This window comes from Sanguibacter sp. Z1732 (genome assembly GCF_051020515.1).
Taxonomy (GTDB): Bacteria; Actinomycetota; Actinomycetes; order Actinomycetales; family Beutenbergiaceae; genus CALKWS01.
On sequence record NZ_CP194857.1, the window covers coordinates 3,145,589 to 3,158,935 of the forward strand.

General features: G+C 69.4%; 12 protein-coding genes and 1 tRNA gene. 8 read left to right on the plus strand and 5 right to left on the minus strand.

Annotation, left to right across the window (positions count from 1 at the left end):
* Positions 1–38 precede the first annotated feature (38 nt).
* Genes ACRRRO_RS16460 through ACRRRO_RS16475 form a run of 4 tightly spaced genes read right to left on the minus strand, consistent with a single transcriptional unit; the run spans position 39 to position 4,045 of the window.
* Positions 39–851 (minus strand): ABC transporter ATP-binding protein, encoded by an 813-nt coding sequence (locus ACRRRO_RS16460; protein WP_424795994.1) that lies wholly within the window; start codon positions 849–851, stop codon positions 39–41.
* A complete protein-coding gene (locus ACRRRO_RS16465) occupies positions 848–1,930 on the minus strand; it encodes a FecCD family ABC transporter permease (RefSeq protein ID WP_424795995.1) in 1,083 nt (360 codons plus the stop codon). The genes ACRRRO_RS16460 and ACRRRO_RS16465 overlap by 4 nt, the downstream gene beginning before the upstream one ends.
* The gene (locus ACRRRO_RS16470; RefSeq protein WP_424795996.1) at positions 1,927–2,988 is read right to left on the minus strand and encodes a FecCD family ABC transporter permease; all 1,062 of its coding nucleotides are present in this window, start codon (positions 2,986–2,988) and stop codon (positions 1,927–1,929) included. The genes ACRRRO_RS16465 and ACRRRO_RS16470 overlap by 4 nt, the downstream gene beginning before the upstream one ends.
* 34 nt (positions 2,989–3,022) lie before the next feature.
* Positions 3,023–4,045 carry a siderophore-interacting protein gene (locus tag ACRRRO_RS16475; RefSeq protein ID WP_424795997.1) on the minus strand — a complete coding sequence of 341 codons (1,023 nt, stop codon included), beginning with the start codon at positions 4,043–4,045 and terminating at the stop codon, positions 3,023–3,025.
* A gap of 468 nt (positions 4,046–4,513) precedes the next feature.
* Between ACRRRO_RS16475 and ACRRRO_RS16480 the strand changes: the two genes are divergently transcribed.
* From ACRRRO_RS16480 to ACRRRO_RS16515, 8 genes are all read left to right on the plus strand, one after another.
* Positions 4,514–5,242, plus strand: coding sequence for a transporter substrate-binding domain-containing protein (locus tag ACRRRO_RS16480; RefSeq protein ID WP_434080598.1), 729 nt, complete (start codon positions 4,514–4,516; stop codon positions 5,240–5,242).
* Positions 5,239–5,484, plus strand: a complete 246-nt coding sequence (locus tag ACRRRO_RS16485) for a hypothetical protein (protein WP_434080599.1) — start codon at positions 5,239–5,241, stop codon at positions 5,482–5,484. Before ACRRRO_RS16480 ends, ACRRRO_RS16485 begins: the two co-directional genes overlap by 4 nt.
* A 3-nt stretch (positions 5,485–5,487) precedes the next feature.
* Positions 5,488–6,201 (plus strand): ectoine/hydroxyectoine ABC transporter permease subunit EhuC, encoded by a 714-nt coding sequence (gene ehuC / locus ACRRRO_RS16490; RefSeq protein ID WP_424795999.1) that lies wholly within the window; start codon positions 5,488–5,490, stop codon positions 6,199–6,201.
* Positions 6,198–6,839: an ectoine/hydroxyectoine ABC transporter permease subunit EhuD gene (ehuD, locus tag ACRRRO_RS16495; RefSeq protein WP_424786170.1), complete on the plus strand. Its 642-nt coding sequence runs from the start codon at positions 6,198–6,200 to the stop codon at positions 6,837–6,839. The genes ehuC and ehuD overlap by 4 nt, the downstream gene beginning before the upstream one ends.
* Before the next feature lie 7 nt (positions 6,840–6,846).
* Positions 6,847–7,602 (plus strand): ectoine/hydroxyectoine ABC transporter ATP-binding protein EhuA, encoded by a 756-nt coding sequence (gene ehuA / locus ACRRRO_RS16500; protein ID WP_424796000.1) that lies wholly within the window; start codon positions 6,847–6,849, stop codon positions 7,600–7,602.
* 47 nt (positions 7,603–7,649) lie between these two features.
* Positions 7,650–8,924 (plus strand): deoxyguanosinetriphosphate triphosphohydrolase, encoded by a 1,275-nt coding sequence (locus ACRRRO_RS16505; RefSeq protein ID WP_424796001.1) that lies wholly within the window; start codon positions 7,650–7,652, stop codon positions 8,922–8,924.
* A gap of 89 nt (positions 8,925–9,013) precedes the next feature.
* Entirely contained in the window at positions 9,014–10,999 is a 1,986-nt protein-coding gene (gene dnaG, locus ACRRRO_RS16510) for a DNA primase (protein ID WP_424796002.1), read from the plus strand.
* Positions 11,000–11,075: 76 nt separating this feature from the next.
* On the plus strand, positions 11,076–13,079 hold the full coding sequence (locus ACRRRO_RS16515) for an alpha/beta fold hydrolase (RefSeq protein WP_424796003.1): 2,004 nt from the start codon (positions 11,076–11,078) through the stop codon (positions 13,077–13,079).
* Positions 13,080–13,268: 189 nt separating this feature from the next.
* On the opposite strand, the gene ACRRRO_RS16520 is transcribed toward ACRRRO_RS16515, so the two are convergent.
* Positions 13,269–13,345 (minus strand) — tRNA-Ile (locus ACRRRO_RS16520).
* Positions 13,346–13,347 lie beyond the last annotated feature (2 nt).

Genomic DNA, 13,347 nt, shown 5'->3' on the forward strand with positions numbered 1-13,347 from the left:
CTAATGTCAAGTGTGCGGCGGTGACAAACCGGTACCGCTCATCGATGGAATCGTCCGATCGGGACCACCATCGGGGTGCCGCAGACCGGGTCCGGCACGATCCGGGCACGCAACCCGAACGCGTCGGCGACCACCTCGGCGGTGAGTACCTGGTCCGGGCTGCCGATCGCGTGCACCCGCCCTGCCCGCATCACCACCAGGTTCTCGGCGTAGCGGGCGGCCAGGTTCAGGTCGTGCAACACCATCACCACCGTGCCGCCCCGTTCCCGGTTCACTGCCGCCAGCAGGTCCAGTACCTCCAGCTGGTGGGTGACGTCGAGGAAGGTGGTGGGTTCATCGAGTAGCAGGATGTCGGGATCCTGAGCCAGCGCCATGGCGATCCAGACGCGCTGACGCTGCCCGCCGGAGAGCTCATCCACACGCCGCCCGGCCAGCCCCTGCGTCCCGGTGGCTTCCAGTGCGGCGGTGACCACGTCGTCGTCGGCCGCGTTCGGCTGCCCGAACCATCCCTGGTGCGGATGGCGACCCCGGGCGACCAGGTCGGCGACCGTGATGCCCTCCGGAGCCGTGGGGCTCTGCGGCAGGATCCCGATCGTGCGCGCGACCTGGCGGGAGGGCAGTTCGTGCAGGGCCCTGCCGTCCAGGGTGATCGCACCGGACGCGGGGCGCAGCAGACGGGCAAGTCCGCGCAGCAGCGTGGACTTGCCGCACCCGTTGGCGCCGACGATCGCGGTGACCGCCCCCCGGGGAACAGTCAGGTCCAGGTCGGTGATCACCCGGCGGCTGTCGTATGCCAGGCTCAGCGCACTCGCGCGCAGGTCATGGCCGCTCTTGTGGTCGGTGGTGCTCATGCGCCTCGCTCCCCGGCGTCGTCGGTGGCCAGCAGCCACAGCAGGTACGGGGCGCCGACGGCACCGGTGACGATCCCGACGGGTGCCTCGAGGGACCCGATCAGGTGGGTGGCAGCGAACTCACCACCGAGCACCACGGCGGCCCCCACCAGCGCCGCCGCCCCCAGTGCGAGGCCACCGGAGGGTAGCAGCCGGCGCGCGATCGGAGCCGAGACGAACGCCACGAAGGCCACCGGACCGGCGAATGCGGTGGCACTGGCGGCCAGGCCCACCCCCACCACCAGCACCAGCAGACGTGCCGGTTCCACGCGTACCCCCAGACCGCCCGCCATCTCATCGCCGAGTTGCAGCGCCTGCAGGCCTCGCGCCGCTAGGCCCACCAGCGGCAGCAGGGCGCCGACCAGCACCGCCAGCACCGCGATGTCGTTCCAGCGGGGGGTGCCGATGCTGCCGACCATCCAGACCAGTGCGGTGCGAACGTCGGCGACCTCGGCGCGGGTGAGTAGGTACCCGATGCCGGAGTTGATGGCGAAGGCGAAACCGACCCCGATCAGCACGAATCGGAACCCGGTCACCCCGCCACGCCAGGCGAGCAGGTAGATCGCGGCCGCCACCGTTGCGGCACCGCCGAAGGCGAACAGACCCACCGTTGCTCCGGTCAGGCCCAGCGCCATGATCGCAAAGGCCGCGGCAAGGCTCGCACCGCCGGAGACCCCGAGGATGTCCGGGCTGGCCAGCGGGTTGCCCAGGACGGACTGGAACAGCGCCCCGGCCAGACCGAGCGCCACGCCGACCAGGGCCGCCAGCACCACCCGTGGCAGCCGCAGCCGTCCGATCAGGAAGGAGGAGTCCCCGCTCCCGGCACCGAGGGCCGTGGCGAGGTAGTCCAGGACCGCACCGGTGTGACCGCCCCAGGTCAGGCTGGCCCAGGCCAGGGTCAGGACGAGGGTGGCCAGGATCGCGGTCACGATCAGGGTGCGCCGACGTCGGGCCCGGCGCACCCCGGCCAGCACCGTCCCGGCTGGGGCGGGGGGAGCCGGCGGATCCGGGGTGGCGGCCGGCGCCGCGGGCGCGGTCACAATCCCGCCAACCGGGCGCGGCGGACGATGGCCACCATCACCGGGGCCCCCACAAGGGCGACCACCAGCCCGGCCTCGAGTTCGCCGGGCCCGGCGATCAGGCGCCCGAGCACGTCGGACGCCAGCAGGAGCGCAGGGCCCACCAGTAGGGCGTAGGGGAGGATCCAGCGGTAATCCGGGCCCGTGAACGGGCGGATCAGGTGTGGAACCACCAGCCCCACGAACACGATCGGTCCGGCCAGCGCTGTAGCGCCGCCGGCCAGCAGCACCACACCCAGCACAGCCAGTGCCCGCGCGCGAGCGATGTGCAGACCGAGGCCGCGGGCAAGGTCATCACCCATCGAGAGCAGGTTCAGCCACCGCCCGCACGCCAGGACCAGCACGCCACCCACGGCCAGGAACGGTGCCAGGGTGGTGATGACGTCGCCTCCGGTGCTGCTGCCGCGTCCGGCCAGCGAGCCCACCGCCCAGAAGCGGTACGTGTTGGTGGCGGTGGTGGAGGACAGCAGCAGCAGGGTCAGGATCGAGGTGATGCCGGCGGTCAGTGCCACCCCGGCCAGCGCCAGGGTGACCGGGGTGGCGCCCCGGGGCCCCAGGGCCCCGATACCGTAGACCACCACGGTCGCCGCTGCCGCACCGGCGAAGGCGAACCAGAGGTAGTTCGAAGGGCTGGTGATCCCGAACAGGGTGATGGCCAGCACCACGAACAGCGAGGCCCCGGCGTTGACACCCAGCAGGCCGGGATCGGCCAGCGGGTTGCGGGTGATGCCCTGCATCACGGTGCCGGCCAGCCCCAGCGCGGCCCCGACCAGCAGTCCCACGATGGTGCGGGGCAGCCTCTGGTCCAGCACCACCGCGTGGTCGGCCGCGCCGGCCACCGGGTCCAGCAGTGCCTCCCATACGGTTCCCAGCGCCACCTCCCGGGCACCCAGCGCCAGGCTCGCGGCACACACGATGAGCAATAGCACGACGGCAACGCCCAGGCCGAGGAGACGGCGGCGGGTAGGGACTGCGGTTGCGGGCGCCGGGGTGGGCGCCCTGGTCAGGGTCCTGGTCATGGCTGGTGCCGGAGCCGCGCGCTCAGCGTGCCCCTCACTGGGACTCGCTGCGTCCCTGGCGCCAGTAGCCCATGAACGCCACCCGGCGCCGGCATACCCCGGCCTCGGAGACGAGCATCCGGCGTAGCGTCTTGATCATCCCGGCCTCACCGGCGAACCAGGCGTAGAAGTCCGAGCCGCAGCGCTGACCGCGCCCGCAGGTGTCGACCGGTTGGAGCTGGAGCACGGGGGAGTCCCAGAGTAGCTCGGTGTCGACGTCGACGTCCTCCAGTGCCTGGCCGACCACGGCACGAGCATCGTCGACGACCGCCGCGTGTGCGGCGACCCAGGAACGCACGGCCGGGAGGAGGTGCTCGCCGTGCCCGGCCCCGTCGCGACCGAGCCAGGTGATCTGTGCGTGGTCGCCGTGGTCGACGTCCAGGAAGTCCCCTTGCCCGGGCACTTCGATGAAGGCGCGGGCGCGCTTGTCCGCCGCCAGATCCTCCAGGATCGAACAGATCGCCGGAGCGGCGGTCTCGTCCCCGGCGAGCAGCAACTCGGTGGCCGTTCCGGGTGCCCAGTCCGCTCCGGTCGCATACTGGCGGGAGCGGGCATCGGGACCGACGACGACGACGCGGTCGCCTCGCGCGGCCTGTTGCAGCCAGCGCGAAGCCGGTCCGGCGTCGCCGTGAATCACCATGTCCACGTCGATCTCGGCCGCGTCGGGGCGGACCGCCCGGATGGTGTAGGTGCGCAGCGGACTGCGCCGCTCCTGGGGTGCCTCGCGCCAGTGTTCGTACCAGGTGCCGGCCATGGCGATCCCCGCATCGTCGGCCCCGACGTCGGTCAGGTGGCCATCGGCCAGCGGGAACAGAATCTTGATCCGCTGGTCCTGGCCGTAGGTGCCGAACCAACCGATCTGCGCACCGGTGAACGTCACCCGGCGGAAATGCGGTCCGAGCGTGCGTACGTTCGTCACCTCGGCGGCGAAGGGCCGGTACGCCGGCCGGTCGTCGCGGGTGAGGATCTCCTGGATGCCGCGTGCGGTTGTCCCGGCCGCTTTTTGTAAGGCAAGCATTACCTAAGTAGACCATCGAGGCCGCGCCGCGCGCCACCCTGGTGGACCGGCGGCCGCCCGCGATGCACGTCCGGTCGATCGGCCACCGACGATGGACGCTACCAATGCCACTCAATGACCTACCCAAGTGCTGGGCAATGAGCGTCCCAGCCTGCGCTAGTCAAAGGTCAACCCGTCCTCAAGTTTCCCGCTCATATGTTTCAACCCCGTAACGGTTTTGAGGTACTCTCGAGCAATGTCCTGCACATCAGTGGCGATGAGCGTGACCGCTCTGTGCCGCACCAGAATGCGCCTCCGGCCGCATCGGCCGAGGGGTGGGAACCGGCGTGCCGGCGCCGAATCACACCGTTTGTGCCACCGCTTGGTGGCTCATACGGTGGTCTGCGGTTCTGACAAGTCGGTGTCACCGGTTCCGCTTCGCACGTCTGGGTGCGTTGGGCAGGCAGGCACCACATCGAGAGGAGCACGATGAAGAACACTTCGCGCCGAATGATGGCGCTCACTGCCACCGCGGCCGCGGCCACGCTGGCCTTGGCGGCTTGCGGCAACGGCGATGGTGACGGGCTCGACGATCCGCCCCCGGTCCCCGGTCAGGAGGACGAGGGCAACGGCGACGAGAACGGCGACGCGAACGGCGATGGCGGCACCCTGGCGGAGTTGCAGGAAGCCGGTTCGATCTCCGTCGGGTTCGCCGGCGAGGAGCCCTACAGCTACACCGACGACAGCGGGGAACTCACCGGTGCCACGATCGCGCTGCACCGCGAGGTCTTCGCTTCGATGGGCATCGAGACGGTCGAGGGCACCGAGGTGGACTGGGACGCCCTCATCCCCGGCCTGAACGCAGGTCGCTTCGATGCGGTCTCCGCCGGTATGTCGATCCTGCCCGAGCGGTGTGAGCAGGCGTCGTTCTCCAACCCAGAGATCATGTACACCACCGCGTTCATGGTGCCTGAGGGGAACCCGAACGACCTGCACGACATGCAGGACGTTCAGGAAGCCGGGGTCACCTTCGCCGCCATGAACGGTGCGGTCGAGGAGTCCTACGCCCAGGCCCTGGGCATCGACTTGATGACGGTGAACACCCCGCAGGACGGGATGGACGCTGTGGTCTCCGGCCGCGCCGACGTCTACGCCCTCACCGGCATCTCGCTGCGCGCCATGGCGGAGAGAACAACCCCGACCAGCCGGTCGAGGTGACCGAGGCGTTCGAGGCCGTGGTCGACGGTGAGATCCAGGTGGGTGCCGGCGCGACGGTGTTCCGTGACGCGGACACCGATCTGCTGGACGCCTACAACGAGGCTGCCGCGGAGATCATCGGCGACCCGGCGGAGTTCGAGCGGGTGCTTGGCCCGTTCGGCTTCACCGAGGCCGAGCGGCCCACCGATGAAGTCAGCACTGAGATGCTCTGCGAGGGTGATCTGCCCACCGTCGAGGAATGATCGGTGCAAGACTTTCTTGATTCGTTCGTCTCGGCGGCGCCGCGCCTCTGGGAGGGCACAGTTGTCACACTGCAGCTCTCCGTGGGCGGCGCCGCCGTGGCGTTCTTCGTTGCCTGTCTGCTGGGCGTCGCGGCGAACAGCAGGTTCATCATCGTGCGCACTCTGGTGCGGATCGTCGTGGAGTTCTTCCGCGGGACCTCGCTGGTCGTGCAGATGTTCTTCCTGTTCTTCGTCCTGCCGATGCTCGGGATCGAGTGGGCCTCCCTGACCACCGGGATCATCGCCCTGGGCCTGAACTACGGGGCCTACGGTTCCGAGGTGGTGCGCGGCTCGCTCAACGCCGTTCCCAAGGGTCAGTGGGAGACCACCACCGCGCTGTCGATGTCCTGGTGGAACAAGATGCGCCGGGTCATCTGGCCGCAGGCCTGGGCCCTGATGCTCCCCGGGTTCAACAACCTGCTGATCATGCTCATCAAGGGCTCGTCCCTGGCCGGGTTCATCTTCCTGCAGGACCTGTTGTTCATCACCCAGCAGGTGCGCCGCACCATGGATACCGCCACCGCATTCGGCCTGAGCCTGGTGATCTACTTCCTGATCTCGCTGGCCTGTTCGGCGGTGCTGCGGTGGATGGAACTGCGTGCCCAGCGCAAGCTCGGGCTGAAGGAGAGCAAGAAGCCGCGCACCGATAAGGCACTGGCGGGAGGGGGAGCAGCATGATCTGGAATACCCAGTTCGCGCTGGATGTGCTTCCCCCGCTCCTGGAGGCCTTCGTCCGGGTGACCCTGGTCGTGACGGTGGTCGGTTCGCTCGCCGCTGCGGTGCTCGGTCTCATCTGGGCGATCGCCCTGCGCAGCCTTCCCTACATACCTGCCAAGATCCTGAGTTGGATCCTGGACTTCATCCGGATGACCCCACTGCCGGCGCAGTTGCTGTTCCTGTACCTGACGGTGTCGACGCTGTCAGCGATGCAGGTCGGGATCATCGTCATCGGGATCCACTACTCCACCTACATGGCCGAGTCCTACCGCTCCGGGATCGAGTCGGTCCCCAAGGGGCAGTGGGAGGGTGCGACGGCCCTGTCGTTGCCGCAGAGCCGTACCTGGCGTGCGGTCATCATGCCGCAGGCAATCCGGGCGACCATCCCGTCCCTGGGTAACTGGGCGATCGCGATGTTCAAGGACACACCGTTCCTCATCTTCATCGCGGCCCCGGAGATGGTCACCGTGGCACGGAACATCGGTGGGACCACCTTCCGGTACGTCGAACCCCTGACCATCGCCGGACTGATCTTCCTCGCGGCGAGTTATCCCACGGCCATCCTCATGCGCAGACTGGAGAAGCGACTTGCGTACTAATGACCCCATGATCAGATTCGAGGACGTCGTCAAGAAGTTCGGTGACACCACCGTGCTCAGCGATCTGAACTTCGACGTGGCCAAGGGCGAGCGCGTGACGCTCATCGGTCCCAGTGGCTCGGGCAAGACCACCATCCTGCGCCTGGTGATGACCTTGGAGCACCTGACCGGGGGGTACATCTACATCGACGGTGACCCGCTGACCCATGAGGAACGCAACGGCCGTCGGGTGGAGCGTCGGCCCAAGGACATTTCCAGGATCCGGCGCCGGATCGGCATGGTCTTCCAGCAGTTCAACCTGTTCCCGAACATGCGGGTCATCGACAACATCATCGAGGCGCCGGTGCACGTGCTCGGCAAGTCCAAGGAGGAGGCCATCGATCAGGCTTACGGCCTGTTGGACCAGGTGGGGCTCAAGCACCGGGCCGAGGCGCACCCCTTGCAACTCTCCGGTGGTCAGCAACAGCGGGTGGCGATCGCGCGTGCCCTGGCGATGAACCCCGAGATCCTGCTGCTGGACGAGGTCACTTCCGCGCTCGACCCCGAACTGGTGGGCGACGTGCTCGCGGTGCTGCGTGAGATCGCCGACAACACCGACATCTCGATGCTCATCGTGACCCACGAGATGCAGTTCGCCCGCGATGTGTCCCAGCGGGTGATGATGTTCGACGGTGGCAAGGTCGTGGAGGAGGGCCACCCGGACAAGATCTTCACCAACCCCGATCACGAGCGCACCAAGACCTTCCTGCAGGCGATCCTCTGATCCCGCCCGGCGGAGCCGGGCCCGGATGGACGGCGTAGGGTGATGGCGTGTTCGATCTGCCCGTTGGCCGGTACCGGCTGTATGACCATGAGCGGTGGTACGCCGAGGCACCCAAGTCGGCGCACCGCTCGGACTTCGAGCGGGACCGCGCCCGGATCGTGCACTCCTCGGCGCTGCGACGCCTCGGTGCCAAGACCCAGGTGCTGGGGCCGGGCACCGACGACTTCGTCCGCACTCGCCTGACCCACACCCTCGAGGTAGCCCAGGTGGGCCGGGAGCTGGCCTACAACCTGGGCTGCGACCCGGACGTGGTCGACGCCGCCTGCCTCTCCCACGACCTGGGGCACCCCCCGTTCGGTCACAACGGCGAGAACGCGCTGCACGAGGTCGCTGCCGATATCGGGGGCTTCGAGGGCAACGCCCAGACCCTGCGGCTGCTGACGCGCCTGGAACCCAAGACGTTCACCCGGGAGGGGCGCGCGGTGGGGTTGAACCTCACCCGAGCGAGCCTGGATGCCTCCACCAAGTACCCCTGGTTCTCCGGCGAGGGACCGGCGGGTGAGTCGGGCGGCCCGACCCGCAAGTTCGGTGCCTATGCCGATGACGCCGAGGTGTTCGCCTGGATGCGGGGGGACTCCCCGCCCGGGCGCCGTTGCATCGAAGCCCAGGTGATGGACCTGGCCGACGACATCTCCTACTCCGTGCACGACGTGGAGGACGCGGTGGTGAACGGCCGCCACGACCTGGACCAGTTGCGTCAGGAGGGCATGCGGGAACGTCTGATCGACCAGATCCACGACTGGTACGGCCGAGCCACCAGCGCCGATGACCTCTATGCCGCGATCGAATCGCTGTCGGCGATGCCGTACTGGGTGGAGACGTTCGACGGGACCCGGCGGGGTCTGGCCCGACTGAAGGACATGACCTCGCAACTGATCGGGCGTTTCGCGGTGGCGGCGGCTCGGGCCACCCGGGCCACCTTCGGCCAGGGCGACCTGGTGCGCTACGACGCCGACGTGGTGGTACCCGACCAGGTCCTCGCCGAGATCACGGTGCTGAAAGGGATCGCGGCGATGTTCGTGATGGCCCCACGTGAGGACGAACCGTTGTACGGGCGTCAACGCCAGATCGTCACCAACCTCGTCCAGGAGTGCTCGAGCCGCCCCGAGGCGACCCTGGAGCCCCCGTTCCTCGCCGACTACCGGGAAGCCGACGACGACGCAGGGCGGTTGCGCGCGGTCGTGGATCAGGTGGCCTCTCTCACCGACGTCTCCGCCCTGGAGTGGCACGCGCGCCTGTGCGAGTCGGACAGCCGCCCGTGACCCGCACCCGGTGAGCGGGCGCCGGGATCGCGGTCGGCCGGTGATCGCCTCGCCCGTGGTGCCGGTCGCCAGCGCCTAGACTCGGGATCATGGCCGGCCTGATCAGACGTGAGGACATCGCGTCCGTTCGTGAAAAGGCCCGGATCGAGGAGATCGTCGGCGCTCACGTCACCCTGAAGAGCGCCGGGGTCGGGTCGATGAAGGGCTTGTGCCCCTTCCACGACGAACGCACCCCCTCCTTCCACGTACGCCCGCAGCTGGGACTGTGGCACTGCTTCGGGTGTGACGAGGGCGGTGACGTGATCTCGTTCGTGCAGAAGATCAACCACCTGCCCTTCGGCGAGGCGGTCGAGCACCTCGCCTCGGTCACCGGGGTGGAACTGCACTATGAGGACGACGGCGGACCGCGCCGCCCGCGGGAGGAGCCCGGCCGGCGCCAGCGGCTGCTGGAGGTGAACCGCACCACCGAGCAGTTCTACGCCGAGCAGCTCGGCTCACCCGAGGCGGGGACCGCGCGACGGTTCCTGGCCGAGCGCGGCTTCGACCAGGCTGCTGCGACACAGTTCGGCGTGGGGTATGCCCCCAAGGGATGGGACAACCTGTCCCGTCACCTGCGCCAACGCGGTTTCATCGAGGCTGAGCTGACCGCATCCGGGGTGGTCTCGGCCGGGCAGCGCGGAAGTTACGACCGGTTCCGGGGCCGGCTCATCTGGCCGATCCGGGACACCACCGGCGCCACGGTGGGGTTCGGTGCCCGCAAGCTCTATGACGACGACCCCGGCCCGAAGTACCTGAACACCCCCGAGACGCCCCTGTACAAGAAGAACCACGTGCTCTACGGCATCGACCTGGCCAAGAAGGCGATCGCCACCCAGCGTCAGGTGGTCGTTGTGGAGGGCTACACCGACGTGATGGCGATGCACCTGGCCGGCGTCGGCACCGCGGTGGCCACCTGCGGCACCGCGTTCGGCGTCGATCACATCCGCGTGGTGCGTCGCATGCTCGGCGACACCGCCGATGCCGCGGCCGGGTTGATGCTGGCCACCGGATCGCGTGGGGGAGAGGTGATCTTCACCTTCGACGGCGACGAGGCCGGCCAGAAGGCAGCACTGCGAGCCTTCGGTGAGGACCAGCGGTTCGCCTCCCAGACGTTCGTGGCGATCAGCCCGGAGGGCATGGACCCGTGTGACCTGCGCCTGGAGCGGGGTGAGGCCGCGGTGCGGGACCTGGTGGCCGAGCGTGAGCCATTGTTCGAGTTCGCGATCCGATCGGTGCTGCGGCGGCTGGATCTGAGCACCGCCGAGGGCCGAGTGCAGGCGTTGCGGGCCGCAGCCCCGGTGGTGGCGCGGATCCGGGACCTTGCCCTGCGTTCGGAGTACGCGCGTTCGTTGGCGGGATGGCTCGGGATGGAGGAGACCTCGGTGCGCCGGGCGGTGACCCAGTCCCAGCGGCAGGGTGCCGGCGGTGACGGGGGTGGCACACCGGCCGAGCGCGACCCGCAGCGGCAGCGCCAACGCCCGGGCCTGGACCCCGAGGCCGCCCAGCGCACCGGCACCCGGTCAGCGCCCAGCACCGATCCGGTGGCCCGCCTGGAGCGGCAGGTGCTGGAGGTGGTGCTGCAGTTACCCCAGCACATCACCGACCTGGGCTTCGACGACCTGTCGCCGGACACGTTCGTGGTGCCGGCCCACCGGGCGGTCCACGACGCGATCCGGGCCGGTGGCGGCCTGGCCGAGTACGTCCAGGTAGCCGCCGCGGCCGGAGGAGGCGCCGATGGCGAAGCGCGGGCCGCTGCGGCGTGGGCGGAGCGGCTGCGCGAGGCCAGCGGACCCCCGGTGGACGGACTCGTGACGGAGTTGGCGGTGTCCCCGCTGCCGGAGGACCGCCCCGGAGCGCTGGCCTCCTACGCCAGGGGCGTGGTGGTGGCGTTGTTGCGGATGGGGATGACCCGCCGCATCGCCGAGGCCCGCGGCGCCCTGCAGCGCACCGCCCCGGAGGACCCCTCCTACGCCCAGCAGTTCGCCGATCTGGTCGAGTTGGAGAACGCTCGCCGGGCTCTGGAGACTCAGGGCTGAGCACCACAGTACCGCCGCCCAAAGGTGGGTCGGGCACCCGGTGATCTTCGCCGTCGTCCGCTGGCAGAATGGCCCGATGACCAACACCACCATAGACGCCGTCGACCTCATCTCCCGCGACGCCCTGTTCGGTAATCCCGAACGGGCCGGCGTGCAGATCAGCCCGGACGGGCGCTACCTCTCCTGGCTCGCTCCGCTGGAGGGTGTGCTGAACATCTGGGTGGCCCCCGCCGATGACCTGAGCGCCGCCGAGGCCATCACCCGTGATGACACCCGCGGGATCCGCCAGTACTTCTGGACCTACCAGCCGCACACGCTGGTGTACCTGCGCGACGACGGCGGCGATGAGGACTTCCACCTGCACCGGGTGGACGTGCGCACCCGTGAGGCCACCGACCTGACGCCGTTCCCGGAGGTCACGGCGCAGGTGAGCGGGGTCAGCGACCGGATCCCGGAGGCGATCCTGGTGGGCATCAACGACCGGGACGCCCGGTGGCACGACCTGTACCGGGTGGAACTGGCCAGCGGGGACCGGGAACTACTGGTGCGCAACACCGAGGGTTTCGCCGGGTTCCTGGCCGATCACGACTATGTGGTGCGTTATGCGATGCGTACCCGCCCGGACGGCGGCATGGACATCCTGGCTCGCGACGGGGAGGACTGGCAGGTCGCCGAGGACGTGCCGTTCGAGGACGCGATGAGCACCTACGCCGCCGGCCTGACGGCCGATGGGTCCACCCTGTACCTGGTGGACTCCCGGGGCCGCAACACCTCCGGCTTGTACGCCCTGGACCTGGCCTCTGGTGCCCGATCGCTGGTGCACGCCGATGAGCGCACCGACATCGCCGGCGCGCTCGCGCATCCCACCACGGGCCGGATCCAGGCGGTGGCGGTGAATTACCTGCGCGAGGAGTGGACGGTGGTCGACCCCGAGGTCGGCCCGGACCTCGACGTCCTCGCCGGAGTCGGGCCGGGGGAGATCTCGGTCACCTCCCGCACCCTGGCCGACGACGTGTGGATCGCGGCGTACTCCTCGGCGACCGAACCCATGACCTACTACCGCTACGATCGCCCCCAGCGCCGGCTGACCCGCTTGTTCTCCGGGCGCCCGGCGCTGGAGGGCGCCCCTTTGGTGCCGATGCACCCGGTGGAGATCACGGCCAGGGACGGGCACACCCTGGTCTCCTACCTGACCCTGCCCGCGCACCGCGCGGCCGACGACGGCGCATCCCGGGCGGGTCAGCTCGCCGCCGCGACCGGTCCGGTCCCGATGGTGCTGTTCGTGCACGGAGGACCCTGGTCCCGTGATGCCTATGGATACGACGCGTACGTCCAATGGTTGGCCAACCGCGGGTACGCGGTGCTGCAGGTCAACTACCGTGGCTCGACCGGTTTCGGTAAGGAGTTCATCAACATCGCCGACGGGCAGTGGGGTGCGGCGATGCACGAGGACCTGCTCGACGCCGTGGACTGGGCCGTCCGGGAGGGGATCACCGCGCAGGACACCGTCGGCATCATGGGCGGCTCCTACGGGGGCTACGCCACCCTGGCCGGGCTGACGATGACCCCGACCACCTTTGCGTGCGGCGTGGACATCGTGGGCCCATCGAATCTGAACACGCTGATCGAGACGGTCCCGCCGTACTGGGCCTCGTTCTTCGAACAGATCGCCCGCCGGATCGGGGACCCCCGCACCGAGGCGGGCAAGGCGCTGCTTGATGAGCGGTCCCCGCTGACCCATGTGGACAACATCGTGCGGCCGCTGCTGATCGGACAGGGCGCGAATGACCCACGGGTGAAGCAGACCGAGAGCGACCAGATCGTGGAGTCGATGTCCGCCAAGGGCATTCCGGTCACCTACGTGCTCTTCCCCGACGAGGGCCACGGGTTCGCGCGGCCGGAGAACGACAAGGCGTTCAACGCCATCGCCGAGGGGTTCCTGGCAGAGCACCTGGGTGGTCGGGCCGAGCCGCTGGGCGGTGACCTGACCGGTTCCTCAGCCACGGTGCCCACCGGCGCCGACGGCGTGGCGGGCTTGGCCGACGCCCTGGCGAACCACGAGCCCGTCCTGCGCGCCTGACCCGCACCCGTCCGCACCCGTCCGCACCCGGGCGGTACACCGCCCGCACCAGCCTCCCCCGCACGCGGCTGCCCCGCCCCAAGCCTGCCCCGCACGGCTGTCGTGCACCCCGCACCATGCCGCCGGACCGTCCAATCGGTTGGTTCGGGCGGGTTCGGACGGGGCGCCGGGCGCGATGGCGAGCCTCGATGGTGCCCCAGGCGGGGCTTGAACCCGCGACCGACGGATTATGAGTCCGCTGCTCTGACCAGCTGAGCTACTGGGGCGC